The organism is Sulfitobacter sp. GN1-4, from assembly GCF_055693825.1.
Map to the genome: position 1 here is coordinate 3,851,773 of NZ_JBVFUQ010000003.1, position 22,471 is coordinate 3,874,243.

The following is a 22,471-nucleotide window of genomic DNA, read 5'->3' on the forward strand; positions in this document are numbered from 1 at the left end:
GGAGCACGCCTTGGCAAGCGTCGATCTTATCGTTCGGGGGGCCGGGATATTCGGACTGTCGATTGCCTGGGTGGCGGTACGCCGGGGGGCGAACGTGCAGGTGGTGGACCCGTATGGCCCGGCCGCTGGCAGCAGTGGCGGTGTGGTGGGGGCCTTGGCCCCGCATGTGCCAGAAAACTGGAACGCCAAGAAAGCCTTTCAACTTGAGAGCCTTTTGCTGGCAGAGGGGTTCTGGCGCGCGGTGGCGGGGGCCGGTGGCGGCGATCCGGGGTATGCCCGCACCGGGCGGCTGCAACCCATTGCCGATGCCCACGCGCTGGCGCTGGCTGAGCAGCGCAGGGTTTCATCGCAACCGCTTTGGGGTGCGCATGCCACTTGGGAGGTGGTCAACGGCGACAAAGGCTGGGCCCCGAACAGCCCCAGCGGCCAGTTGATCCACGATACGCTAAGCGCCTTGGTTCACCCGCGCAAAGCCTGCCACGCGCTGGTCCGGGCCCTGGCCGCGCAGGGGGTCGCCGTTCAAACAGAGACGACAGCAACAGCACCAGAGCTGTGGGCCACCGGCGTTGCCGGATTGAATACGCTTACCCAAGCGCACCACCGCAGCATGGGCGGCGGTGTGAAGGGGCAAGCAGCCCTGTTAGAGTATGACGCCGCTGGCTTGCCACAGCTCTTTGCCGGGGGTGTGCATATAATTCCGCATTTGGATGGGACTGTGGCGGTGGGCTCAACTTCAGAACGTGCGTTTGACAGCGCAACAACAACCGACGGGCAATTGGATGACGTGATCGCCGCCGCGCGCGCGGCGGTGCCTGCCTTGGCGCAGGCCAAGGTTATTGACCGCTGGGCAGGCGTCCGCCCCAGATCGCGCAGCCGCGCGCCGATGTTGGGGGCCTGGCCGGACAGGCCAGGGCATTATGTGGCCAACGGCGGCTTTAAGATCGGCTTTGGCATGGCCCCCAAGGTGGCTGAGGTCATGGTGGATTTGATCCTGGACGGCACCGATACGATCCCCGAAGGGTTCCGCGTAGAGGACAACCTTTAGCGCAGCCTACGCCCGCGCCTGCATGCACTGCCGCCCATCCGGCCCCCGCACCCAAAGATCGCGGCCTTTCAGGCACAGGGTCGCGGTTTCATAATCCATCAACGGTGATGTGGCCCGAAACGAAAACGTGCTGAGCGGCCCCAGATGGGTTTCGCCCAACCGCATCAACAGCTGCGCCAGCAGCGGGCCATGGACCACAAGCCCGCCGTACCCCTCAACCTGGCGGGCATATTCAACGTCATAGTGAATGCGGTGCCCATTGAAGGTGAGCGCGGAGTACCGAAAGAGCAACGTGGCATCAAACGCTACCTCAACCGCCACGTCTTCATCCCTGCGCGCAGTTGGTGCGGTGGGTTTTACCGCATCTGGTGCGGGGTCTTCGCGGTAAACCAGGTCTTGCCATTCCGACAGACAACAGGTGCCGTTCTGGACGATATCATGGCGCAAGGTGACAAAGCCCAAGGGGCCGGAACGGCCAATCTTGCGCGCGCTTTTTTCAACCTGCGTGATGCGCTCAGCGGGTAGGTCCGCCAGCAGGGGCTTGGCAAATTCCAGACGTCCTCCGGCCCACATCCGGCGCGGCAAACCCATATCGGGGATCAGCCCGCCGACCTTCGGGTGGCCATCGCGCCCCAGCTCATCCGGGGGTTTCGCGTTCCAGAAATAGAGCTGGTGAAAGAACGTGGGCAAGGGATCACCGGGGCCCAACCGCTCTGGATCGCCAAGTGCGGCCAGAAAGGCATTGGCCCGCGCACTGTCCATCGCGTCAGTTTGGCGTTCGGTGGTGCGGTTGTCTGAGGGCATGGCTCGGGCCTGAGGCGAAATGCGTTTGCCCTGCAACATAGCCTATGACGCGCCCGTTGAAATCGTAGATTTCAGGCGGGATAACTGGAGGCGGGTTGACGCATGTCTGCGCTGGCGCAGGATCAGATCAGCGCACGCAGCTGTGCCATCAGATCGGTCAGATCAGCGGCGTAGCGTTCGCTTTTGAGGTGCCCGTTTTCATCAAATTCTTGCGCGCTGGACGCCAGATGAATTTCCGGCCCCTGCAGGATCACGGGCCGGAAGGGCACCATGAAACTGCGCAGGATCATCTGCGCGCGTTCCCCGCCCGCACGGCCCGCAGCGGCGGACATCACGGCGACGGGTTTGCCTTTCCAAGGGCTGCCTTGGGTGCGGCTGACCCAATCGAGGGCGTTTTTCAAAACCCCGGATGGGCCTTTGTTGTATTCCGGGGTTGAGATGATGACCGCATCTGCCGCCGCGATCTGATCTGACAGGGTTTGCACCGCCGCAGGCACGCCAGAGGCCTCTTCCGCATCGCCATCATAAAGCGGCAGGTTCAGATCCGCCAAAGTAAAGTCATGGTCGCCAAAAAGCCGCGCGGCTTCTTTGACCAGCAGGGTGTTGGTGGCCGCTTGCCGCAGTGAACCAGAGATCCCAAGGAGTTTCGGAGAGGCCATCGCATGTTCCTTTCAGTGCCGTCGTCTGACCTATACCTTGTGCTTTGCGTGCAAAAAGCAAGAAGCCCTCGGCAAAATGCGAGGGCTTCTGAAACGGTACGGGGTGGCCCAGGCCTTAGGCCGGGTTCGGCAGAATGACGATTTCCACCCGGCGGTTTTGTGCCTTGCCTTCTGGCGTCAGGTTTGAGGCCACAGGCTGGCTTTCGCCGCGGCCAAAGGTCTGGATCCGCTGGGGCGGCACACCTTCGGCAATCAATGTGTTGGCCACGGAGCGCGCACGCCCCTCAGACAGGGTTTGGTTGTAAGTGGCATCACCATCGCTGTCGGTGTGACCCACAACTTGCAGGGTGGAATTGGCATAAAGCTGTACGTTTTGCGCCAGCGCGCGCAGGTCATTGCGCAACGTCGGCGTCAACGCCGTGCTGTCTGTCGCAAATAGCAGGTTGTTGGGCAGGGTCACGATCAGGCGGTCGCCCGTGTTGGTGATCTGAACATCGCCGCCCATCTGCTGGCGCAGCTCGGCCTCTTGTTTATCAAGCGAATAGCCGATGCCCGCACCAATCGCGCCACCCACCACGGCACCAACAAGAGCACCATCACCCCGGTTGCCGTCACCTTTGGACAGCGCCCCGATCAGCGCGCCGGAGGCCGCACCAATCAGTGCGCCGTTTTTGGTTTTCTGGTTCGGATCCCCGGGCTGGGCCACCAGACTGCCGGGATCGGTACAGGCGCTGAGTGTCAGCGCCCCTGCAACGAGGGTGGCCAGGGTCAATTTGGAAGAAATCATATCTACTGCCTTCATGTTCAGGCCCCGTTCGGGCAGGGCGTCTTGCTATGTGCAGTATATATGGGGATGCGTCCCAAGTGAATCACGGGGAAAATCACATCGGCGGCATCTTGCGCATGATTATGCCTCGGCCCTTGCTGCCTCAAACGCCAGCATCGCGCGTTTGACGGGCAGGCCCCAGTGATACCCACCCAGTTCGCCCGATTTCCGCAACGCCCGGTGGCAGGGGATCAGCCAGGACACCGGGTTGCGCCCCACGGCAGTGCCCACCGCGCGCACCGCTTTGGGGCTGCCGATGGCAGAGGCGATGTCGGAATAGGTGGTCACCTGCCCGGTGGGCACCTGCAAGAGCGCCTCCCACACCTTGATCTGAAAGGGTGCCCCAATAAGATAGAGAGGTGCCTTATCCAAGGCGGCGCCCTCTGCGCCAAAGGCGGTCAGCACCCAATCGCGCAGCATCATCGGATCTTCTACGAACTCCGCTTTTGGCCAGCGCGTGGTCAGATCGGCCATCGCCGCCTCTTCGCCCATTTCAGCGGCCAGTGCCAAACCGCAGATGCCCTTATCCGTGCCCATCACAAGCGCCAGACCAAAGGGGCTGTCAAACCAGCCCCAGTAGATGGTCAGTCCTGCGCCCTGGCGGGCAAAATCACCGGGGCTCATGGCCTCCCACCGCAGGAAAAGATCATGCAAGCGGCCCGTGCCCGACAGCCCCACCTGATGCGCGGCTTGAAGCGTGGTGGCGTGATCGCGCAGCATCGCCTTGGCCTGCCCCAGCATCAGATACTGCTGATACCGTTTGGGAGAGACACCAACCCACCTGGAAAACACCCGCTGGAAATGCGCAGGCGACATATCCATGGCCTTGGCAATCTCATCCAACGTCAGCGTTTCTTCGGCGGCATCCAACAGATCAATGGCGCGGCGCATCACCTGGTAGTGATAGCCATCATCTTGGGCGGGGATTTGTGTGTTTTGGTTCATGCCCTCAATTTAGGCGTGGAATGCCAGCCACGCGACCCGAAACATGCGCATCTGCTTGCCCCCAAGGGCCGCATCGCGCATAGACGGTGCATGGCAAAACAGCTCGATTATCATACCATCCGCGCAATCTTTGACAGGTTTCAGGCCGCCGACGCAGAACCCAAAGGGGAGCTGGAGCATGTCAATGTCTACACCCTTGTGGTTGCAGTGGCCCTGTCGGCACAAGCAACGGATGCCGGGGTGAACAAAGCGACACGGGCGCTTTTCAAAATCGCCGACACGCCACAAAAGATGCTGGATCTGGGGCTTGAAGGGCTAACCGAGCACATCAAGACCATTGGATTGTTTCGCCAAAAGGCGAAGAACGTCATGAAGTTGAGCCAGATTTTGGTAGATGAATACGACGGCGTTGTCCCAAACTCACGTGCGGCGTTGCAATCGCTGCCGGGGGTTGGACGCAAGACCGCGAATGTGGTGTTGAACATGTGGTGGCAGCAGCCTGCCCAAGCCGTCGACACCCATATTTTCCGCGTCGGCAACCGCACCGGCATTGCCCCGGGCAAGACGGTGGATGCCGTTGAGCGCGCGATAGAAGACAACATTCCAGCAGATTTCCAGTTGCATGCGCATCACTGGCTGATCCTGCATGGCCGCTATCACTGCAAGGCGCGCAAACCGATGTGCCCAACCTGCATTATCAAAGATCTTTGTCCGTTTGAGGACAAAACCCAGCACTAAGCACACAAAGGAACTACGATGAGCAAGACCTATGACCTTGTCGGGATTGGCAACGCGGTTGTTGATGTAATTTCCCAGACCGATGACAGCTTTCTGGGGCACATGGGGATCGAAAAGGGCATCATGCAGCTGATCGAACGTGATCGGGCCGAGGTTCTTTATGCCGCGATGAACGCGCGGGTGCAGACGCCGGGCGGCTCAGTTGCCAATACAATTGCTGGGGCAGGCGCATTGGGTTTGCAAACCGGGTTCATTGGCCGGGTACTGGACGATGCCCTGGGCCATTTTTACGCCGACGCGATGAACGATCACGGGATCGACTTTGTGAACGCCCCCGTGACCGGTGAGGATGTGCCAACTTCACGCAGCATGATCTTTGTCACGCCAGATGGCGAACGGTCGATGAACACCTATTTGGGCATTTCAACCGGGCTGTCGTCAGCGGACGTCTCCCCGGATGTGGCAGGCAACGCCAAGATGATGTTCCTTGAGGGGTATCTTTTTGACCAAGACGCCGGCAAAACCGCCTTTCGCGAAGCGGCACGTGCAACAAAGGCCGGCGGCGGCATAGCCGGTATCGCCATTTCTGATCCCTTCTGCGTGGAACGGCACCGCGCCGATTTCCTAGCGCTGATCGAACATGATCTGGACTATGTCATCGGCAACGAGGCTGAGATCAAATCCCTGTTTGAAACCGATGATCTGGAAGCAGCGCTTGGCAAAACCACAGCGATTTGCCCCATTGTCGTCTGCACACGCTCAGGCGACGGTGTGACCCTCATCCGCGACGGCGAACGGGTGGATGTGCCTGTCACTTCTGTGACCCCGGTGGATGCGACCGGCGCGGGCGATCAATTCGCTGCGGGTTTTCTTTTCGGCATGGCACGGGGGCTTGATCTGGAAACTTGCGGGCGCATGGGCAACCTCTGCGCAGGCGAGGTGATCAGCCATATCGGGCCACGCCCTGAGCAAGACATGCTGGCTGTGTTCAAATCCGAAGGCTTGCTCTGATCCATGATTGCGGACGGGTTTCACAAGGTGCCCCCGGGCAAGGTTGCCACGGTGGTGACCTATCTGGAGATGACAGCAAAGCCCGAGATCACAGATATGGCGCCGCCGCAGGGCCTGCGTCTGGAAAGGCGGGCGGGGGATGTCGCCTGGTACAGGGATATCTTTGAACGGGTTGGTTTGCCCTGGCTCTGGGCCTCACGCCGCGCGATGGATGATGCAACATTGGCAGGCATCATCACCGATCCGGGCATTGAGATTTTTACTCTGGTCAAAGACGGCGTGGACGAGGCTCTGCTTGAGCTGGACTTTCGCCACCCAGGCGCATGCGAGCTTGCGTTTTTCGGGCTGACCTCAAACCTGATTGGCACGGGCGCGGGGCGGTATTTGATGCAGAACGCCATCACAAAAGCCTGGGCCAAACCGATCACACGGTTTCACGTGCACACCTGCACCTTTGACAGCCCCCAAGCGTTGGGGTTCTACCAGCGCAGCGGTTTTACGCCCCTGCGCCAAGAGGTTGAGGTGGGCGATGATCCCCGTCTGCAAGGCACCCTGCCCGAGGCAGCAGCGCCGCAGATCCCTATCTTTCGCTAGTTTGGCTGACAGGTCCGATCGGTAAAACAGCCTTTGACGGCTTTGAGCATGGCGGGCTTTGGCTCTTCAAAAAGGGCACCGCCGCAGGGCGAAAGCTCAACTGCGAAGCCGTCTGCGTCTTTGCGCACAAACGCCAGCACCGACCGGCCATTGCCCGCAGCACCGCACCAGGGACCAAGGCAGCCAACCTCAAGCGTCACGTCCTGATCAAAGGGCAGCACAAAACCACCCTTGGCCAGCGATGATCCCCGCAGATGCGCGGGCACCTGCGTCATCTTGGGTGGTTTTTTGTCAGGCAACATGCCCTTTGGCAGCGCGCTTTGCTCAAACGTGAGCCGCCCGTGCACAACGACATAGGTCTCATCTGCGGCATCATAGCGCGCAAAGCTTGTTTCAACATCTGCCGCGATACACGACAACGCCAACGCGGGCAGCGGCAAAGCCAAAGCCGCGACAATGGCCAGGAGCCGCATCACAGATGCTCCGCAAACTCGGCCAGCACAGCCTCATACACGGATCGTTTGAACGGCACGATGCTGTCGATCAGATGTGCCACCGGCATCCATTTCCAGGCGGAAAATTCTTGATGCTCTGTCTCAATGTTGACCTCATCATCGGTCCCCTCAAAGCGCATCAGAAACCACTTTTGCTGCTGGCCGCGGTATTTGCCTTTCCAAAGCTGCGGCACCAGCTCGTGCGGCAACTCATAAGGCACCCAGCCTTCGGTCTCAGCGATCACAGTCACAGAGGCGCGGGCGACACCGGTTTCTTCTTCCAACTCGCGCAGCGCTGCTGCCTGTGGTTCTTCGCCCTTTTCGATCCCACCCTGTGGCATCTGCCAGGCCTCTGTGTAGCGGTCTTTGCGTTGACCCACAAAAACATCGCCTTGCGCATTGATCAGCATCACGCCCGCACAGGGCCGGTAAGGGAGCTTTGCAATCTCTTCGGGTGTCATATGCGCCTGCTTTCTGTTTTTCGCCTTCGCAGGCTGACTACCATGCAAACGTGCCGCGCAAAAGCACCCTGCCCCGCTGCGCACCAGCTGCGGCGACAACCCTTCGTTTGCACATTGACGCCGCGTTGGCCGTGACTCTTGCCCTATTTTCCGGTGTTCTACCTTTCACAGCAGCGCTGCCAGAAAGGAATTATCCGTGTCCAGCTATCCGCACATGCTTGCCCCACTTGATCTGGGTTTTACGACATTGAACAACCGCGTGCTCATGGGCTCCATGCACACCGGTCTGGAAGAGACCAAGGATTGGAATAGGGTCGCCGAATTCTATGCCGCACGAGCGCGGGGCCAGGTTGGCCTGATGGTCACCGGCGGCATTGGCCCGAACCTGGAAGGGTCGGTTCTGCCTGGGGCCGCGATGATGGTTAGTGACGAAGACGTGGCAAACCATTCGGTCGTCACCCAGCGGGTGCATGAGGCGGGCGGCAAGATTGCCATGCAGATCCTGCACGCAGGCCGCTATGCGTATGGCCCCGCCTGTGTCGCACCCTCAGCGATCAAATCGCCCATCTCTCCTTTCCCGCCAACTGAGCTGGATGAAGACGGCATTGAAAAACAAATCTCTGACATTGTCGCCTGCGCGGGACGCGCACAGGATGCAGGCTATGATGGTGTGGAGGTGATGGGATCAGAAGGGTATTTTCTGAACCAGTTCCTGGTCACGCACACCAACAAACGCACAGACAGATGGGGCGGGTCCTATGAAAACCGGATGCGTCTGCCGATTGAGGTTGTCCGCCGGGTACGCGAACGCGTCGGGCCGAATTTTATCATCATCTACCGTTTGTCGATGATTGATCTGGTCCCCAATGGATCAACCTATGATGAGGTCGCTCAACTGGCCAAAGAGATCGAAAAAGCCGGGGCCACCATCATCAACACCGGCATCGGCTGGCATGAGGCCCGCATTCCAACCATCGCCACCTCTGTGCCGCGCGCTGCGTTTTCCTGGGTGACGAAAAAGCTGATGGGCCAAGTTTCCATCCCGCTGATCACGTCCAACCGGATCAACACGCCCGATGTGGCAGAAGAAGTGCTTGCAGATGGCTGCGCAGATATGGTGAGCCTGGCACGCCCCATGCTGGCGGACCCTGATTTCGTCGCCAAAGCGATGGCAGACAAATCAGCGACAATCGCGCCCTGCATTGGCTGCAACCAAGCCTGCCTGGATCACACCTTTAGCGGCAAGATTTCCAGCTGCCTTGTGAACCCACGCGCCTGTTATGAAACGGAGCTGGTGTTGGCACCTGCAGCGCAGGCCAAGACCATCGCGGTGGTGGGCGCAGGCCCCGCTGGTCTGTCCACGGCGCTGGCGGCGGCTGAGCGTGGGCATCACGTCACCGTCTTTGACCGCGCGTCTGAAATTGGCGGGCAGCTTAATCTCGCCAAGCAGGTTGCGGGCAAAGAAGAATTCTGGGGCTTTGTGGATTGGTATCGCACCATGGTTGCCGAACAGGGTGTAACGGTGAAGTTGAACACCGAAGTGTCAGCAGACGATCTTGATGGATTTGACGAGGTGATCATCGCCACGGGTGTCATCCCCCGCGATCCGCAAATCCCCGGTCAAGACAGGGACAACGTGGTCAGCTATATCAACGTGCTCGACGGGACGGCAAAGGTTGGGGACCGCGTTGCCGTGATCGGTGCGGGTGGCATTGGTTTTGATGTATCCGAATTCCTTGTGCACGCGGGCGAAAGCCCCACACTGAACCTGCCGGAATGGATGAAGGAATGGGGCGTTGCCGACACGTCTGAGCATCGCTCTGGCCTGGCACCGGAGGGGCCCAAGCCACACAAGCCCGCCCGCCAGGTCACGCTGCTGCAACGCAAGGCCAGCAAGCTTGGCAAAGGTCTTGGCAAGACCACCGGCTGGATCCACCGCGCCGCACTGCAGATGAAGGACGTGTCCATGGTCGCCGGTGTGAATTACGAAAAGATTGATGATGCCGGGCTGCACATCAGCTTTGGCGAAGCGCGCGAAAACCCGACCGTGGTTGAGGCGGACACGATTGTTCTGTGTGCAGGCCAGCTGTCTGATCGTTCACTGGCGGATGCGTTGGAGGCAAAGGGGAAATCCTGCCACGTGATCGGCGGCGCCGATCTGGCCGCCGAGTTGGATGCCAAACGCGCGATCGATCAGGGCACACGCCTGGCCGCGACCCTGTAAGACCGCAAAAACACCGGATTGCGGCATGCCGAAAGACCGGCTGCCGCACCCCGATTCCCTGCCCAGCCTGCGGCCAACCGGGTTAAGAGCCTGGTAATCTAAGTTGTTTCCAAATCGTTAACGACCACGCAATTACCTTCGCGCGGTCTCAGACGCGCCCCGTTCCTGCCCCATTTTCCAGGCATACCCTTCAGCAGACAAACTCATGTGAAGGAACGGCTATGGACCGCCTGACAGAAATGGAAGCATTCGCCACTGTGGTGGACCAAGGGGGCTTCACGGACGCTGCAAAGAAGATGGGGATTTCAAAATCCGCTGTCTCAAAACATGTCTCTTCTTTGGAAGCCCGCCTTGGTGCGCGGCTTTTGAACCGGACCACCCGCCGTGTTTCACCCACTGAGATCGGCCTGGCCTATTACGACCGTGCCCGCCGCGTGTTGAACGATGCAGGCGAAGCCGATGCGTTGGTGACATCCATGCAATCCGCGCCATCCGGCATGTTGCGGATTTCCGTGGCGACCGATTTTGGCGTGAACCACCTGTCCCCGGTGCTGTCTGATTTCCTGTCAGACTTTCCCGATATCACGGTGAACATGGTTCTTAACAACCGCTATGTTGAGCTGATTTCCGAAGGTTTCGACATGGCCGTCCGCATCGGCGAATTGGAAGACAGCACGCTACGTGCCCGTAAACTAACGGAAACAACCAAGCGGATGATCGCCAGCCCGAAGTATTTCCAGGAATATGGCCGGCCCATGAAGATCGACGATCTGAACGATCACAAGCTGCTGCACTATTCTAACCAATCCAGCGGCAACGTCTGGAAACTGACCGCCCCCTCGGGTGAAAAGCGCCAGGTGCGCACCGCGGGTTGGCTGTCAGTGAACGATGGTCAAAGCCTGCTGAACGCCGCGATCTCGGGTCTTGGCATCGCCTATCTGCCCAGCTTCCTTTACGCCGAAGCGATGGAGCAGGGTCTGGTTGAGGACGCGATCCCAGAGCTGCCAACCGAAACCCAAGGCATCTATGCCGTCTACCCTCCGGGCCGTTTCACGCAGCCCAAGGTGCGCGCATTCATTGATTTTCTGGTCCAGGCCTTTGCCGAAAAAGGCCCCAGCGACTGGTAACGAAACACCGCTTCCCCTCGGTGAAACTTGCTTCCCCGGTGTCCCCAAAAGACATCGGGGATTTTTTTGTCTGGCGAAGGGGCCGTGAAATAAGACAAGAAAATGCGCATTCTTGCCCAAAATTTGCCTCAAACGCTGTGTATCTCTTTGGGAAACAATCGCTCAAACAGAGCAGAGGCAGGCAGAAAATGATTAAACCACGGACCATCACACTTTCGCTGACAGCGGTGACGTTGTCGGCCTGTGCGCATTCAACCTTTCTAGCAGATGATGTGACCCGTCAGGACACGGGCCAGTATCAGATTGTCGCCCCGAATGTTGAGCAGGATTTGCACGACATGCGATTGGCGCAGCTGGACAATGAGGTGTTCCACCTCTCTTCCGCCTTTGCCGCCAACGAAATCAGCGAAGATGACTTTGCCGCCCGTCTGGCCGGCATTGAAGCGGAACGGGCGGGCCTGGAAAGCGTCATGCCAAACCCGGCCCCGCAACCGCTTCAGGCATCTGGCGCGCATTCCGCCAGATCGACGGTTTCGTTGCTGTAAAACGCACGCGCTTCTGAAAAACCGAAAGCCCCGGAATGCATCCGGGGCTTTTGCGCGTCTCGTCCTTTGATCCCAAAACATGGGCCAGGCGTCAGTTGGCCCCCAGCAACACAACCTCAACCCGGCGGTTCTGGTCTCTGCCCTCTGCTGTGAGGTTGCTGGCCACGGGCGCCAGATAGCCCATGCCTTCGGCATCCAGCCGGTCGCCCGCAATGCCGTATTGCGCGATCAACCTGTCCCGGACAGATCCCGCGCGCGCCCGCGAAATACTGATGTTTGCGTCCAGCCCACCGACGGTGTCGGTATGCCCGACCAAGGCCACCCGCATCCCTTCTTGTTGCTGCAAAAACGCAGCCAGTGCTTGCAGGCTTGCAAAAGGCCCGGCCCCCAGATCCGTGCTGCCGGTGGCGAAATCCAGATCGTTCAGGACAGCATGACCGCTTTGCACCAGTGCCGCCGCAAAAGGTTGTGTGGATCCAGGCTGGGGCGTGGCCACCTGGGGGGCGGCAGCGGGGGTTGCCTCTAGGGTGCTGTCTTTTTCCTGCCCTGCATGGATGATCTGCACATAGGCCGTTGTTTCTGATGCGCTGGCAAGCAGGGTTACAACCTCATCCGGCGCAGATGCAGGACCCTTTACACCTGTCACCACGTGAAAGGCGCGCAGGTTCACATACATGTTCGGCCCCGGCAGCGTTTCCGTGGCGAACCTGAAATCAAACCCGCCGCAGGCCTGATTGGGACAATCCAGCACAATCTCATAGCCCGCTTGTGCCAGCTGCGCGCGCAGGGGGCGGATGACCTGCACAGGCGTCAAACCAGGGGACACGATGCGCCATGCCGCGCGGTCCACCTTGCCCTCAATCAGGCGCGTTGGCACGGATTGCCCGTCAAAGACCCCGACGGGCGCAAGATACGTATCGGGGTTGGTGTTCCGCTCAACCGTCTGGCGCGCATTGGAAGGCAGCGACAATTCCAGCGCAGCGGCTGGCACCGCCAAAAGACACAATGCTGCAAAGGCGCGGGCGATCATCTGGCTTGCGCGTGGTATTCCGCGTTGGGCCGCATGTCGGTGCCGCTTGCCACCCGGTTGGTCATGTTGAAAAAACCTGCAACACTGGCGATGTCCCAGATATCGCGGTCTGAAAACCCGACATCGCGCAGTGCTTGGCGGTCAGCCTCTTCGACAGCTGCACTTTCACGGGTGAGTTTGACGGCGAAATCCAACATCTTGCGCTGTTTGTCTGAGATGTTGGCGACCTTGTAATTCATGACCAACGCCTCACCCAAGGCGGGGTCCCCTGACAGCTGGCGCACCGCTGCCCCATGCGCCACGAGGCAATAGTAACACTTGTTCACGGATGACACGGCAACGGCGATCATCTCGCGCTCCAACTTGCTGAGCGCGCTGTCCCCCAGCATCAGGTCGTTATACATCGCGGTGAATGTGTTCAGCTTTTCGATATCGAACGCATAGGCCCGCAGCACATTGGGAATCATCCCAAGCTTTTCGGTACACAGATCGAAATAGGCCTGCGTTTCCTGCGGCAAAGGATCAACCATTGGCAAATTCAACGCGGTTGGCATGTCATCGGCCATGGGCAACATCCTTAATCTGGCAAGTACCTGTAATGGTATCCGCCCGCTCTGGAAAAGCCTAGCCCGAGATAGAGCGCATTGGCCGCTGCGTTTTCTTCCACGCAAAGCACCGCGATATGTTGCGCCCCCTGCGCCTGCGCCCAGAAAGCAGCACGGCGCATGATCCACTGGGCCACGCCATGGCGGCGCTGCTGGGGCAACACTTCAACCGCGTGGACCATACAGATGCCATCATGAATGGCCGCAAAGGCGGTGCCTGCGGGACGGTCATTTGCACGGCCAAAGATGGCGGTTTTCATCTTGGCCCGCGCCATCACCGCCAGTCGCGCGGGGCCGATGCCCCCTGCGGCCCAAATCTCGCGCATGATCGCCAAAGGCTCCCAGATCTCAAACGCGGTGACGCGGGGGATGGGCATATCGGTGAGCTGTTGGGTGGGCAATGTGTAAAGAACAACGGGATCCACCACGGCGTAGCCTGCGTCAGCCAGCAAAGCATCAAGCGTGTCTTCGCCCAGCCGGATCATAAACAGCGGCGGCTGGCCCATCTGCCGCATCGCCGCTTCTGCCACCGCCAGATCAGCGGCCGCAACAGGGGCTTCTGCGGTGGCCGCTGACACTCGCTTGCCGCCCCCTTGCCCGTCGCGCAGCATCCATGGCCCCTTTCGGTGCAGGTGTGCGGCAGGCCAGGTGTGTTCAACCGCGGCGTAAAGCTGGGGCAGATCCAGGCTCACGGGAAGGCCGCCTGCAGCGCGGCCAAAGCGGCGTCTACTTCACCTTCGGCTGTACCCCGTATGACGACATGTGCGCCGTATTTGCCGTCTTTCTGAAAGGGATAGGATCCCATCGACAACTCCGGATAGCGCGCCGCCAGCGCCCCAAGCGGGCCAGCGATATCACCCTCACCTCTTTCGATCCGCAGCGTTTTGCTGATCAAGGGATCGCCCCCCGTCAGCGTTGGCAGAACAGAGGCCACCATGGCTTGAAACACCGCAGGCACGCCCGCCATCACATGGACGTTCTCAAGCCGGAAACCGGGGGCGGCAGAGACCGGGTTGTCAATCAACGCCGCACCTTTGGGGATGCGGGCCATCCGCAGCCGGGCTTCGTTCAGATCCGTACCCGCCTTCGCGTAATGATCCGCCAAAATCTGGCGCGCATCTTCGCGCACATCAATGGCGGCATCAAAGGCCGCCGCAATGCAATCTGCGGTGATGTCATCATGGGTCGGACCAATACCGCCGCTGGTAAAGACGTAATCATAGGTCTGGGACATCGCCTGCACGGTTGGGACGATCACATCGCGCTCATCCCCGATCACGCGCACCTCTTTCAGGTCAATGCCCGCCTGCGTCAGTTGCCCCGCGAGATGGTGCATATTGCTGTCGCGCGTGCGCCCTGAGAGGATTTCATCCCCGATGACAATCATGGCAGCAGTTGGGTTAGGCACGGCGTTCTCCTTGAGCAGACATGATCTTGGGTATAGGGCGCACCCCATGCGCTTTCAAACCGAACTTGTCCCCGCCCGCCTGATCCGCCGCTACAAACGGTTCCTAGCCGATTGCACGCTGGAAGATGGGCGCGAGGTGGTGGCCCACTGCGCCAACCCCGGCTCAATGATGGGGCTGGCAGAGCCGGGCACAAAGATCTGGCTGGAACCCAACGATGATCCGAAGAAAAAGCTGAAATTCGGCTGGCGGTTGGTTGAGCATGAAAACGGGCATTTCACCGGCGTCGATACCAGCTTGCCCAACAAGGCCGTGCGCGCGGCGCTACAAGCAGGTGACATCGCAGCCCTATCCGCCTACCCCGATGTGCGGGCAGAGGTGAAATATGGCACCAACTCTCGCATCGACTTTCTGCTGAGCGGACCAGGCCTGCCTGATGCCTATGTTGAGGTGAAGTCAGTCACGCTGTCGCGCCAGGCAGGGCTGGCCGAATTTCCGGATAGTGTCACAGCCCGCGGGGCCAAACATCTGGGCGAATTGGCCGAGGTTGCGCGCGCGGGCCATCGCGCTGTGTTGCTGTATCTGGTGCAGCGCACTGATTGCACGCATGTTGCCATGGCTGAGGACATTGATCCGACCTATGCCGCCGCGCATACAGAGGCAACGCGCGCCGGGGTGGAAACACTTTGCGTCGGAACCCATATAACCCCCCAAGAGGTCAGACTTGCCGCGCCTCTGGTTCTTGGGCGTCCATAGGGCTAAAAGGCAGATGAACGATGGATTGGAGAACCCGGTGAACGAACAGCAGCGCGTCCGACAGACCCGTGATGGCATCCGACTTTATGACCCCAGCGATTTCGCCGGAATGCATGCCGCCGGAAAGCTGGCCGCAACCATTCTGGATGAGATCGCAGAGCATGTGGTGCCCGGCCAAACCACGGGTGAGCTTGACCGGATCATCGAAGACAAGGTGAACGCCGCGAGGCGCCACCTCAGCCACCATTGGCTACAAGGGCTATCGGCACGCCAGCTGCATTTCGGTCAACCACGTGGTTTGCCACGGCATCCCCAGCGATAAAAAGCTAAAGGATGGCGATATTCTGAACATCGACGTCACGGTGATTGTGGACGGCTGGTACGGCGACACCTCGCGCATGTATGTTGCAGGCAAGCTGTCGCGCAAATCTGAGCGGCTGGTGGAAGTGACCCATGATGCCCTGATGCGCGGCATTGAGGCGGTCAAACCCGGCAACACCTTCGGTGACATCGGCCACGCCATTCAAAGCTTTGTTGAAGGGCACCGCATGTCAGTGGTCACAGATTTCTGCGGTCACGGGCTGGGCCGGGTGTTTCATGCCCCGCCAAACGTGCTGCATTATGGCCGCCCCGGCACCGGTGCCGTGCTGGAGCCGGGCATGTTCTTTACCATTGAGCCGATGGTGAACTTGGGTCGGCCAGAGACGAAGACCTTGGCCGATGATTGGACAGCCGTCACTCGCGATAAATCCCTGTCCGCACAGTTTGAGCATTCCGTTGGGGTGACTGAGACCGGGTATGAAATTTTCACCCTGTCGCCTGCGGACAAGTTTCACCCGACATACTAGCGGGGCGTTTGATCGCCACCGCTCGGGCCGTCTGCGCGCTGCATCATGCGTTTCATGAGCAGTGAGAGCAACGTCTCACCGCCCCAGGGCGTCACGCAATCATAGATAAAGACCGGCGCCACCGCCGGATCAGGCGGGGGCAGATGCACCGCTTTGGCTTGGCTTTGGGGCGGCGCGGTGCGCCAGCCTATCTGTGTGGCATCGGTCATGCCCGAAATGTACACCACATCCCCCTTTTCCAAAGCGTGACGGCTGGCCCGCCCTTTGCGCAATAATATTCGCCAAATAGGTAATAAGTGTTGCCATAAATTATCATCTGTGGTGTCTTGCCAAAAATAGGGAAGGGATTCTGACATGAATTGGGAAGAGATATTCGCCACCCGGATGACCCGGATGAAGGCCAGTGAAATCCGCGAGCTGCTTAAGCTCTTGGATCAGCCCGATATTATCTCATTTGCGGGCGGCATCCCTGACCCCGCGCTGTTTCCCACCCAAGCCTTTCAAGAGGCGCTTGCAACGGCGCTATCGCCAGAACACAGTAGCGCGGCGCTGCAATACTCGGTCTCAGAAGGGTACGCCCCCCTGCGCGATTGGATCGCGGATGAGATGGCCAAGATCGGCGTGCCCTGTACGCGCGACAATATCCTGATCACCTCCGGCTCTCAGCAAGCGCTTGATTATCTGGGCAAATTGCTCTTGTCGCCAAAAGACACAGCACTTGTGACATGGCCCACCTATCTGGGTGCCTTGGGCGCGTTCAACGCCTATGAGCCGACCTTTGACAGGTTGATCCCCGGCGGCAATCGATCGGTTGAGGATTATGCACAAACCGCCAAGGCCGCAGGTGGACGGGTGAAATTCGCCTATGCCTCTGTTGATTTTGCCAATCCAACCGGTGAAACGCTGGACCTGGCTGCACGGGAAAACATACTGGACATGGCCGATGCCCTGGACATGGCCGTAATCGAAGACGCCGCCTATCAGGCCCTGCGCTATGATGGAGAGGCCATTCCGCCGATGCTGGCGCTTGAGATTGCGCGCAAGGGCAGCATTGACGCCTGCCGCACGCTTTATTGCGGCAGTTTCTCCAAAACCCTGGCCCCTGGGCTGCGCGTGGGCTGGGTCTGCGGCGCGGCCGAGGTGATCTCTCAGCTGGTGTTGATGAAGCAGGCCGCAGATCTGCATTCAGCAACGCTGAACCAGATGGCGATCAACACCGTGGCCCGCCAGGTTTATGAGGGGCACACCGCCAAGCTGCGCGCAACCTATTCTGCGCGGCGGGACGTCATGCTGGCCGCGCTGGCCGCGCATATGCCCGAAGGGGTCAGTTGGACCCAGCCCGAAGGTGGCATGTTTGTCTGGCTGACATTACCCAAATCCATGGACGGCGGAGAGCTGTTGCGCACAGCGCTTGAGACGCAGAAGGTGGCCTTTGTCCCCGGTCAGGCGTTTTTTGCCGATGGATCCGGTGCGAACAGCCTGCGCCTGAGCTTTTCTTTGGCCGATGACGCGCAGATTGAAGCCGGGATGCAGCGGCTGGGCGCTGCGATTGCGTCGTTGCTCTAGGCGTCAGCGGTCAACAAGGTGACATGCGTGTCGCCGTAACGGCGGGTGTCTGTCCGCGTAAAGCCGTCTGGGGCCCGCATTGGCGCGTTTTCTTCCCAGACGATCATCGCACCGGGGGCGCACCATCCGCCGGCGCGCAAGCCGTTGAGGGCCTGCGCCCCCATGCCTTTGCCGTAAGGTGGATCAAGGAAAATCAGGTCATAGGGCGCAGCCGCGCAGGGACCCAGCCGCACCGCATCTGATCTGAGCACGCGCACATCATCCTGCACGCGCAGCTTGTCGACGTTTTGCGCAATCAGCTTCTGGCCCACGCGCCCGTTTTCAACAAAGGTCACATGCGCCGCACCGCGCGACAGCGCCTCAAGGCCCAGTGCGCCGGTGCCCGCGAAAACATCAAGCACCCGCGCGTTTTCGATCACGTCGTGATGCGTCAGCATCGAAAACAGGCTTTCGCGCACACGGTCAGAGGTGGGGCGCAGGTGCGCTCCGGCATCGCCTTTTCCCAGGCTGGCCAAGGCCGTACCCCGAAAACTGCCTGCGATGATCCTCACGCGCGCAAAAGCGCTTTGAGGTCGGTCTCGGGATCTTGGATCAATGCTGGATCGGGCGATTTGCCCGTCTCAATCAAGCGTTTGCCCACCATGTAGCCACGCGGATCGTTCATCGCATCCACCGCCAACAGTGTGTCGCCTTGGTAATACCAGAACCCCACGCTGTCTGCGTCAACGCGGCGGGTGACGATGCGGTCATAGCCTGTGTTCAACCCGGCAATCTGCAACTTCACATCATATTGGTCAGACCAGAACCAGGGCTTCGCGACATAGTCTTTGCCTGCCCCCATGATGTTCTCAGCCACGCATTCAGCCTGCTCAATCGCGTTGGGGACCGATTCCAAGCGAATGCGCGTATCGCGATAAGGAAAGGATGCGCAATCACCGGCGGCCCAGATATGCGGATCAGAGGTACGCCCCTGCGTGTCCACCTTGATGCCGTTCTCAATCGTCAGCCCTGCCGCCTCGGCCAGGGCCGTGCCAGGCCGGATGCCCACGCCGACAATCACGAAATCCACCTCAAGCGTGCTGCCATCGCTAAGCTTCGCGCCGCTTACCGCGCCTTCACCTGTTAGGGTCTCAAGCCCGACGCCTTCGCGGATATCCACGCCGTGCCGGCCATGCAGCGCCCGAAAGAAATCACTGGTCTCTGGGGCCGCAACGCGTTGCAGGATGCGTTCTGACATTTCTACCAGCGTGACCTGCAAGCCCAGCTTTGCCGCCACCGCAGCCGCTTCCAACCCGATGTAACCACCGCCCACGATCAGCACCTTGGCCCCTTCGGTAAACCGCGGTGACATCGCATCGACATCAGCCAGATCACGGACCACATGCACGCCGTCCAGCGCGCCACCAATCGCTGCGGGCAAACGATTGGGCACAGAACCCGTGCTCAACACCAACTCATCATAGGCCAGCACCTCATCGCCGAGGGAGACCGTTCGCGCCCCAGGATCAATCGCCTCAACCTGCTGGTTCAATCGCAACGTGATATCTTGCTCTGCATAATAGGTTTCAGGCCGCAGAAAGAGCCGCTCCAGCGCCATATCCCCCAGAAGATAGGCTTTCGACAGAGGGGGCGCTGATACGGCACGACAGGTTCAGCGCCGATCAGGGTGATTTGGCCGTCGTATCCGCCACTGCGCAGCTTGGACACGCAAGACGATCCCGCCTGCCCTGCACCGATCACGATAACATGCCCCATGAAAACTCTCCCCACATGACTGGTCGCGTATATGGACGGAAGCTATATGTCTGTCAGCGAAGAACGCAAACCAGAAAGGGATCTGACATGACAATTTCACAAGGCGACAGCCTGCCCGACGCCACATTGGTTCAAATGGGGGCCGAAGGGCCAGCGCCTGTACAGATGGCGGACAAGCTGAAGGGCCGCAAAGTCGTCGTGTTTGCGGTGCCCGGTGCGTTCACACCCACCTGCCATTCCGCCCATGTCCCAAGCTTTGTGCGCACCAAGGATCAGTTCGACGCCAAAGGCGTGGATGAGATCATCTGCGTTTCCTGCAACGACCCCTTTGTGATGAAAGCCTGGGGTGAGGCCACGGGTGCTGAGGCGGCGGGCATCACAATGCTTGCCGATTCCAGTTCAGAGTTCACCAAGGCCATCGGCATGGACTTTGATGCGCCCCCCGCCGGGCTTGTCGCGCGCTCCAAACGCTACGCGATGCTGGTCGATGATGGCAAAGTCACGCTGCTGCAAGCCGAAGAAAACCCCGGTGTCTGCGATGTATCCGGGGGTGAGGCGCTGCTGGACAGCATGTAAACGCCCGAAAATACCAAGGGGCGCAGATTACCGCTGCGCCCCTTGTTTTTGAAAAACCCCCGCGCCGTTCAATCAGAGACGTTGACGATGGTGCGCGTCGGGAACGGGATGTCCACGCCGCCTGCATCCAGCGCTTCTTTGACCTGCCGGGTCATATCCGATTTGAAGGCAAAGAAATCGCCCGCATCACACCAGACACGCACCGTAAAATCGACCGAGCTGTCGCCCAGGTTGGTCACCTGAACGAAGGGTTCAGGATCCGCATGCGCGCGCGTGTCGGCCATGATCGTGTCACGGATGATGGTTTCCGCCGCTTTCAGATTGGCACCATAGCCCACGCCAAACGTCCACTCGACCCGGCGCACATCATTGACCGAATAGTTGACGATCACATTCCCCCAGACCTGCGCGTTGGGGACAATCACCTGCACATTGCTCAGATCGGCCAGTTCGGTGAAATTCAACGTGATCTCTTTGATCGTGCCCATCTGCCCGGCGACTTCGACAAAATCACCGTTGCGCACGGGCCTGAACAGGATCAGCATCACCCCCGCCGCGACATTGGACAGCGTGCCTTGCAGTGCCAGACCAATGGCCAGCCCCGCCGCACCAATGACCGCCACCACTGACGTGGTCTGCACCCCAAAGGTGTTCAGGACAAATAGAACCGTAAAGCCCAGCACGACATAGCGCACAATCGACGCCAGAAAGTCGAACAGCATGTCATCAAGATGTTTGTGCCGCCGGCCAAGGTTGCGCACCCGGCCTTGCAGCCACTTGGATACGATCCAGCCCAAAAGCAGGATGCCAATCGCCGCCATGACTGATCCAACAGCCGAGGCCAGGAATTCAATCGTCAGAAAGTCTCCGACAGTTTTGCCCTGCCAGATCACCGTATTCATCAAGTTGTCGAACATCAGGCAGGCTCTGCACCTGCAAGGGTGTCCATTTTCCGCGCCAGCTTGGCGTCCAGCGCGCTGACCCCGCCCACGTCATGGGTGGTCAGCGTGACATTCACCGTCTTATAGACGTTGTCCCATTCAGGGTGGTGGTTCCACTTTTCCGCAAAAATCGCGACCTGCGTCATCCAGCCAAAGGCGCTGACGAAATCGGCAAAGACATAGGTCTTGTGGATGGCATCGCGCCCCTCAACCATGGCCCAGCCGTTGTCAAACAGGGGCTGCAGCACGGTGCCGCGTGTCTCATCACTTAGTTTTTCGGTCATTCTTGTTCCTCAACATCGACGTGTTTGAAAGGTCCGTATTCCGTCAGCACTTCGATCTCATGATCAACCGCTTCGCGTTCGGCCTGCAAATAACTGCCAACGGCATCCGCGAACCCTTCGTCGCGCATCCAATGCACTGACCAGGTCGGCGTGGGCAAGTAGCCGCGGGCCAATTTATGTTCACCCTGCGCACCAGCCTCAACTGTCTTCAGGCCCCGGCTGATCGCAATGTCGATGGCCTGATAATAGCACAGTTCAAAGTGCAGGCAGGGATGATGTTCAACACAGCCCCAGTACCGGCCAAAAAGCGCCTCTGCCCCGATAAAGTTCAACGCCCCCGCCACCCAGCGCCCTTCACGTTCGGCCAGGACCAGCGCGATGTCATCGCGCAACGTCTCTTGTGCGATGTCAAAAAACGCGCGCGTCAGATAGGGCGTGCCCCATTTGCGCGCCCCTGTGTCCTGATAAAAACGCCAAAAAGCGTCCCAATGCTCAGGCTGCAGCGTATCACCGCTGAAAACCTGGATGGAGCCGCCAAACCCCTGGGCCTGCGCACGTTCTTTGCGGATGTTCTTGCGCTTGCGGGAATTAAGGCTGGCCAGAAAACCGTCAAAGTCGCCGTAATTGTCGTTGCGCCAGTGAAACTGCTGGCTTTTGCGCACCATCAGACCCATCTCTTCGGCAAAGGCTGCGTCTTCTTTGGTGCAGAAGGTGGCATGGAACGAAGACAGGTTGTTGTTCTGCGTGACCTGAACCGCGCCTTGGATCAACGCACGCTTGCCTGTTTCCTCAAAACCCGGCCGCGCCAAAAACCTGCGCCCCGTGGCAGGCGTGTGCGGCACGGCAATCTGTAATTTAGGGTAATACTGGCCGCCCGCGCGTTCATAAGCATGGGCCCAGTTGTGATCGAAAATATACTCACCCTGCGAATGCATTTTGGCATAAAGCGGGGCCACAGCGATCACTTCGCCCTCAACATAGGCCACAAGATGCTGCTGCTGCCAGCCTGTGCCCGGCCCGACGCTGCCGCTTTCTTCTAGGGCGTGCAAAAACCGGTAGGTCGTAAACGGATCTATCGGCGGCGCGCCATCTGCGGCCTCAGGACAGGCGCAGGCATCCCAATCGCTCTGGCCAACCTCGGCCAGGCTGGGAACCAGCCGAATTTCAATTTCCTGAACGCTCATGTGCTGCCTTGCTTGCCACCCTACAATCTGTGGCACCTGCCGCAGGG

At 59.6% G+C, this 22,471-nt stretch carries 26 protein-coding genes and 2 pseudogenes; 11 read left to right on the forward strand and 17 right to left on the reverse strand.

Annotation, left to right across the window (positions count from 1 at the left end; all coding sequences use genetic code 11):
* Positions 1–10 precede the first annotated feature (10 nt).
* Complete coding sequence (locus ACZ1HM_RS19800) at positions 11–1,045, forward strand: NAD(P)/FAD-dependent oxidoreductase (RefSeq protein ID WP_472744312.1); 1,035 nt, start codon at positions 11–13, stop codon at positions 1,043–1,045.
* A 6-nt stretch (positions 1,046–1,051) separates the two neighbouring features.
* Here the strand turns inward: ACZ1HM_RS19800 and ACZ1HM_RS19805 are convergent, their stop codons facing one another.
* The 4 genes from ACZ1HM_RS19805 to ACZ1HM_RS19820 form a co-directional block, all read right to left on the reverse strand.
* Positions 1,052–1,849: an HTD2 family dehydratase gene (locus tag ACZ1HM_RS19805; protein WP_472744313.1), complete on the reverse strand. Its 798-nt coding sequence runs from the start codon at positions 1,847–1,849 to the stop codon at positions 1,052–1,054.
* 122 nt (positions 1,850–1,971) lie between these two features.
* The gene (locus ACZ1HM_RS19810; protein ID WP_472744314.1) at positions 1,972–2,508 is read right to left on the reverse strand and encodes an NADPH-dependent FMN reductase; all 537 of its coding nucleotides are present in this window, start codon (positions 2,506–2,508) and stop codon (positions 1,972–1,974) included.
* A gap of 115 nt (positions 2,509–2,623) precedes the next feature.
* Positions 2,624–3,295, reverse strand: a complete 672-nt coding sequence (locus ACZ1HM_RS19815) for a YiaD family glycine zipper/OmpA-like lipoprotein (protein ID WP_472744669.1) — start codon at positions 3,293–3,295, stop codon at positions 2,624–2,626.
* 120 nt (positions 3,296–3,415) lie between these two features.
* Positions 3,416–4,279, reverse strand: coding sequence for a methylated-DNA--[protein]-cysteine S-methyltransferase (locus ACZ1HM_RS19820; RefSeq protein WP_472744315.1), 864 nt, complete (start codon positions 4,277–4,279; stop codon positions 3,416–3,418).
* A gap of 90 nt (positions 4,280–4,369) precedes the next feature.
* Here ACZ1HM_RS19820 and nth point away from each other — a divergent pair, with 90 nt between their 5' ends.
* From nth to ACZ1HM_RS19835, 3 genes are read left to right on the forward strand one after another with little or no spacing between them, the layout of a single operon-like run.
* Complete coding sequence (gene nth / locus ACZ1HM_RS19825) at positions 4,370–5,017, forward strand: endonuclease III (protein WP_472744316.1); 648 nt, start codon at positions 4,370–4,372, stop codon at positions 5,015–5,017.
* Between the two features lie 18 nt (positions 5,018–5,035).
* Positions 5,036–6,028, forward strand: coding sequence for an adenosine kinase (locus ACZ1HM_RS19830; RefSeq protein WP_472744317.1), 993 nt, complete (start codon positions 5,036–5,038; stop codon positions 6,026–6,028).
* A 3-nt stretch (positions 6,029–6,031) separates the two neighbouring features.
* Positions 6,032–6,622, forward strand: a complete 591-nt coding sequence (locus tag ACZ1HM_RS19835; protein ID WP_472744318.1) for a GNAT family N-acetyltransferase — start codon at positions 6,032–6,034, stop codon at positions 6,620–6,622.
* Here ACZ1HM_RS19835 and ACZ1HM_RS19840 read toward each other — a convergent pair.
* Together ACZ1HM_RS19840 and ACZ1HM_RS19845 are read right to left on the reverse strand one after the other, a co-directional pair.
* Complete coding sequence (locus tag ACZ1HM_RS19840) at positions 6,619–7,095, reverse strand: hypothetical protein (protein ID WP_472744319.1); 477 nt, start codon at positions 7,093–7,095, stop codon at positions 6,619–6,621. The two genes, ACZ1HM_RS19835 and ACZ1HM_RS19840, sit on opposite strands and share 4 nt — an antisense overlap.
* Positions 7,095–7,577 carry an RNA pyrophosphohydrolase gene (locus tag ACZ1HM_RS19845; RefSeq protein WP_472744320.1) on the reverse strand — a complete coding sequence of 161 codons (483 nt, stop codon included), beginning with the start codon at positions 7,575–7,577 and terminating at the stop codon, positions 7,095–7,097. Before ACZ1HM_RS19845 ends, ACZ1HM_RS19840 begins: the two co-directional genes overlap by 1 nt.
* A gap of 196 nt (positions 7,578–7,773) precedes the next feature.
* Here ACZ1HM_RS19845 and ACZ1HM_RS19850 point away from each other — a divergent pair, with 196 nt between their 5' ends.
* From ACZ1HM_RS19850 to ACZ1HM_RS19860, 3 genes are all read left to right on the forward strand, one after another.
* Positions 7,774–9,801, forward strand: coding sequence for a 2,4-dienoyl-CoA reductase FMN-binding domain-containing protein (locus tag ACZ1HM_RS19850; protein WP_472744321.1), 2,028 nt, complete (start codon positions 7,774–7,776; stop codon positions 9,799–9,801).
* Between the two features lie 221 nt (positions 9,802–10,022).
* Positions 10,023–10,928 (forward strand): LysR family transcriptional regulator, encoded by a 906-nt coding sequence (locus ACZ1HM_RS19855; RefSeq protein ID WP_472744322.1) that lies wholly within the window; start codon positions 10,023–10,025, stop codon positions 10,926–10,928.
* 188 nt (positions 10,929–11,116) lie between these two features.
* Positions 11,117–11,473: a hypothetical protein gene (locus ACZ1HM_RS19860; protein ID WP_472744323.1), complete on the forward strand. Its 357-nt coding sequence runs from the start codon at positions 11,117–11,119 to the stop codon at positions 11,471–11,473.
* A 91-nt stretch (positions 11,474–11,564) separates the two neighbouring features.
* On the opposite strand, the gene ACZ1HM_RS19865 is transcribed toward ACZ1HM_RS19860, so the two are convergent.
* Genes ACZ1HM_RS19865 through ACZ1HM_RS19880 form a run of 4 tightly spaced genes read right to left on the reverse strand, consistent with a single transcriptional unit; the run spans position 11,565 to position 14,516 of the window.
* Positions 11,565–12,503 (reverse strand): OmpA family protein, encoded by a 939-nt coding sequence (locus ACZ1HM_RS19865; RefSeq protein ID WP_472744324.1) that lies wholly within the window; start codon positions 12,501–12,503, stop codon positions 11,565–11,567.
* Positions 12,500–13,069, reverse strand: coding sequence for a peroxidase-related enzyme (locus ACZ1HM_RS19870; RefSeq protein WP_472744325.1), 570 nt, complete (start codon positions 13,067–13,069; stop codon positions 12,500–12,502). The genes ACZ1HM_RS19865 and ACZ1HM_RS19870 overlap by 4 nt, the downstream gene beginning before the upstream one ends.
* An 11-nt stretch (positions 13,070–13,080) precedes the next feature.
* The gene (locus ACZ1HM_RS19875) at positions 13,081–13,800 is read right to left on the reverse strand and encodes a GNAT family N-acetyltransferase (RefSeq protein ID WP_472744326.1); all 720 of its coding nucleotides are present in this window, start codon (positions 13,798–13,800) and stop codon (positions 13,081–13,083) included.
* Positions 13,797–14,516 carry a competence/damage-inducible protein A gene (locus ACZ1HM_RS19880; RefSeq protein ID WP_472744327.1) on the reverse strand — a complete coding sequence of 240 codons (720 nt, stop codon included), beginning with the start codon at positions 14,514–14,516 and terminating at the stop codon, positions 13,797–13,799. The genes ACZ1HM_RS19875 and ACZ1HM_RS19880 overlap by 4 nt, the downstream gene beginning before the upstream one ends.
* Before the next feature lie 46 nt (positions 14,517–14,562).
* Between ACZ1HM_RS19880 and sfsA the strand changes: the two genes are divergently transcribed.
* Entirely contained in the window at positions 14,563–15,270 is a 708-nt protein-coding gene (gene sfsA / locus ACZ1HM_RS19885; protein ID WP_472744328.1) for a DNA/RNA nuclease SfsA, read from the forward strand.
* Positions 15,271–15,283: 13 nt separating this feature from the next.
* Positions 15,284–16,118 (forward strand): annotated as a pseudogene (gene map / locus ACZ1HM_RS19890) (type I methionyl aminopeptidase).
* Here the strand turns inward: map and ACZ1HM_RS19895 are convergent.
* On the reverse strand, positions 16,115–16,342 hold the full coding sequence (locus tag ACZ1HM_RS19895; protein ID WP_472744329.1) for a hypothetical protein: 228 nt from the start codon (positions 16,340–16,342) through the stop codon (positions 16,115–16,117). The pseudogene map and the gene ACZ1HM_RS19895 sit on opposite strands and share 4 nt — an antisense overlap.
* A 130-nt stretch (positions 16,343–16,472) precedes the next feature.
* On the opposite strand from ACZ1HM_RS19895, the gene ACZ1HM_RS19900 reads away from it, so the two are divergent.
* Complete coding sequence (locus ACZ1HM_RS19900; protein ID WP_472744330.1) at positions 16,473–17,684, forward strand: aminotransferase-like domain-containing protein; 1,212 nt, start codon at positions 16,473–16,475, stop codon at positions 17,682–17,684.
* On the opposite strand, the gene rsmD is transcribed toward ACZ1HM_RS19900, so the two are convergent.
* The 3 genes and pseudogenes from rsmD to ACZ1HM_RS19915 form a co-directional block, all read right to left on the reverse strand.
* Positions 17,681–18,235 (reverse strand): 16S rRNA (guanine(966)-N(2))-methyltransferase RsmD, encoded by a 555-nt coding sequence (gene rsmD / locus ACZ1HM_RS19905; protein WP_472744331.1) that lies wholly within the window; start codon positions 18,233–18,235, stop codon positions 17,681–17,683. The two genes, ACZ1HM_RS19900 and rsmD, sit on opposite strands and share 4 nt — an antisense overlap.
* The gene (locus tag ACZ1HM_RS19910) at positions 18,232–18,525 is read right to left on the reverse strand and encodes an oxidoreductase C-terminal domain-containing protein (RefSeq protein WP_472744670.1); all 294 of its coding nucleotides are present in this window, start codon (positions 18,523–18,525) and stop codon (positions 18,232–18,234) included. The genes rsmD and ACZ1HM_RS19910 overlap by 4 nt, the downstream gene beginning before the upstream one ends.
* Before the next feature lie 81 nt (positions 18,526–18,606).
* Positions 18,607–19,439, reverse strand: a pseudogene (locus ACZ1HM_RS19915) (NAD(P)/FAD-dependent oxidoreductase); the annotation flags it as partial.
* Positions 19,440–19,526: 87 nt separating this feature from the next.
* On the opposite strand from ACZ1HM_RS19915, the gene ACZ1HM_RS19920 reads away from it, so the two are divergent.
* Entirely contained in the window at positions 19,527–20,015 is a 489-nt protein-coding gene (locus ACZ1HM_RS19920) for a redoxin family protein (protein ID WP_472744332.1), read from the forward strand.
* 68 nt (positions 20,016–20,083) lie between these two features.
* On the opposite strand, the gene ACZ1HM_RS19925 is transcribed toward ACZ1HM_RS19920, so the two are convergent.
* The 3 genes from ACZ1HM_RS19925 to ACZ1HM_RS19935 are packed head-to-tail and all read right to left on the reverse strand — an operon-like array spanning position 20,084 to position 22,424.
* Entirely contained in the window at positions 20,084–20,932 is an 849-nt protein-coding gene (locus ACZ1HM_RS19925) for a mechanosensitive ion channel family protein (RefSeq protein WP_472744333.1), read from the reverse strand.
* Positions 20,932–21,240, reverse strand: coding sequence for a 4a-hydroxytetrahydrobiopterin dehydratase (locus tag ACZ1HM_RS19930; protein WP_472744334.1), 309 nt, complete (start codon positions 21,238–21,240; stop codon positions 20,932–20,934). Before ACZ1HM_RS19930 ends, ACZ1HM_RS19925 begins: the two co-directional genes overlap by 1 nt.
* A complete protein-coding gene (locus ACZ1HM_RS19935; RefSeq protein WP_472744335.1) occupies positions 21,237–22,424 on the reverse strand; it encodes a GNAT family N-acetyltransferase in 1,188 nt (395 codons plus the stop codon). Before ACZ1HM_RS19935 ends, ACZ1HM_RS19930 begins: the two co-directional genes overlap by 4 nt.
* Positions 22,425–22,471 lie beyond the last annotated feature (47 nt).

Excerpts from the sequence above, each read along its gene's own strand:
- ACZ1HM_RS19830 (WP_472744317.1), top strand. The coding sequence starts at position 5,036 with ATGAGCAAGACCTATGACCTTGTCGGGATTGGCAACGCGGTTGTTGAT.
- ACZ1HM_RS19925 (WP_472744333.1), bottom strand. The coding sequence starts at position 20,932 with ATGTTCGACAACTTGATGAATACGGTGATCTGGCAGGGCAAAACTGTC.
- ACZ1HM_RS19865 (WP_472744324.1), bottom strand. The coding sequence starts at position 12,503 with ATGATCGCCCGCGCCTTTGCAGCATTGTGTCTTTTGGCGGTGCCAGCC.
- ACZ1HM_RS19845 (WP_472744320.1), bottom strand. The coding sequence starts at position 7,577 with ATGACACCCGAAGAGATTGCAAAGCTCCCTTACCGGCCCTGTGCGGGC.
- ACZ1HM_RS19815 (WP_472744669.1), bottom strand. The coding sequence starts at position 3,295 with ATGATTTCTTCCAAATTGACCCTGGCCACCCTCGTTGCAGGGGCGCTG.
- ACZ1HM_RS19910 (WP_472744670.1), bottom strand. The coding sequence starts at position 18,525 with ATGGGGGCAGGCAAAGACTATGTCGCGAAGCCCTGGTTCTGGTCTGAC.
- sfsA (WP_472744328.1), top strand. The coding sequence starts at position 14,563 with ATGCGCTTTCAAACCGAACTTGTCCCCGCCCGCCTGATCCGCCGCTAC.
- ACZ1HM_RS19840 (WP_472744319.1), bottom strand. The coding sequence starts at position 7,095 with ATGCGGCTCCTGGCCATTGTCGCGGCTTTGGCTTTGCCGCTGCCCGCG.
- ACZ1HM_RS19935 (WP_472744335.1), bottom strand. The coding sequence starts at position 22,424 with ATGAGCGTTCAGGAAATTGAAATTCGGCTGGTTCCCAGCCTGGCCGAG.
- nth (WP_472744316.1), top strand. The coding sequence starts at position 4,370 with ATGGCAAAACAGCTCGATTATCATACCATCCGCGCAATCTTTGACAGG.
- ACZ1HM_RS19810 (WP_472744314.1), bottom strand. The coding sequence starts at position 2,508 with ATGGCCTCTCCGAAACTCCTTGGGATCTCTGGTTCACTGCGGCAAGCG.
- ACZ1HM_RS19860 (WP_472744323.1), top strand. The coding sequence starts at position 11,117 with ATGATTAAACCACGGACCATCACACTTTCGCTGACAGCGGTGACGTTG.
- ACZ1HM_RS19820 (WP_472744315.1), bottom strand. The coding sequence starts at position 4,279 with ATGAACCAAAACACACAAATCCCCGCCCAAGATGATGGCTATCACTAC.
- ACZ1HM_RS19835 (WP_472744318.1), top strand. The coding sequence starts at position 6,032 with ATGATTGCGGACGGGTTTCACAAGGTGCCCCCGGGCAAGGTTGCCACG.
- ACZ1HM_RS19930 (WP_472744334.1), bottom strand. The coding sequence starts at position 21,240 with ATGACCGAAAAACTAAGTGATGAGACACGCGGCACCGTGCTGCAGCCC.
- ACZ1HM_RS19900 (WP_472744330.1), top strand. The coding sequence starts at position 16,473 with ATGAATTGGGAAGAGATATTCGCCACCCGGATGACCCGGATGAAGGCC.
- ACZ1HM_RS19870 (WP_472744325.1), bottom strand. The coding sequence starts at position 13,069 with ATGGCCGATGACATGCCAACCGCGTTGAATTTGCCAATGGTTGATCCT.
- ACZ1HM_RS19855 (WP_472744322.1), top strand. The coding sequence starts at position 10,023 with ATGGACCGCCTGACAGAAATGGAAGCATTCGCCACTGTGGTGGACCAA.
- ACZ1HM_RS19920 (WP_472744332.1), top strand. The coding sequence starts at position 19,527 with ATGACAATTTCACAAGGCGACAGCCTGCCCGACGCCACATTGGTTCAA.
- ACZ1HM_RS19805 (WP_472744313.1), bottom strand. The coding sequence starts at position 1,849 with ATGCCCTCAGACAACCGCACCACCGAACGCCAAACTGACGCGATGGAC.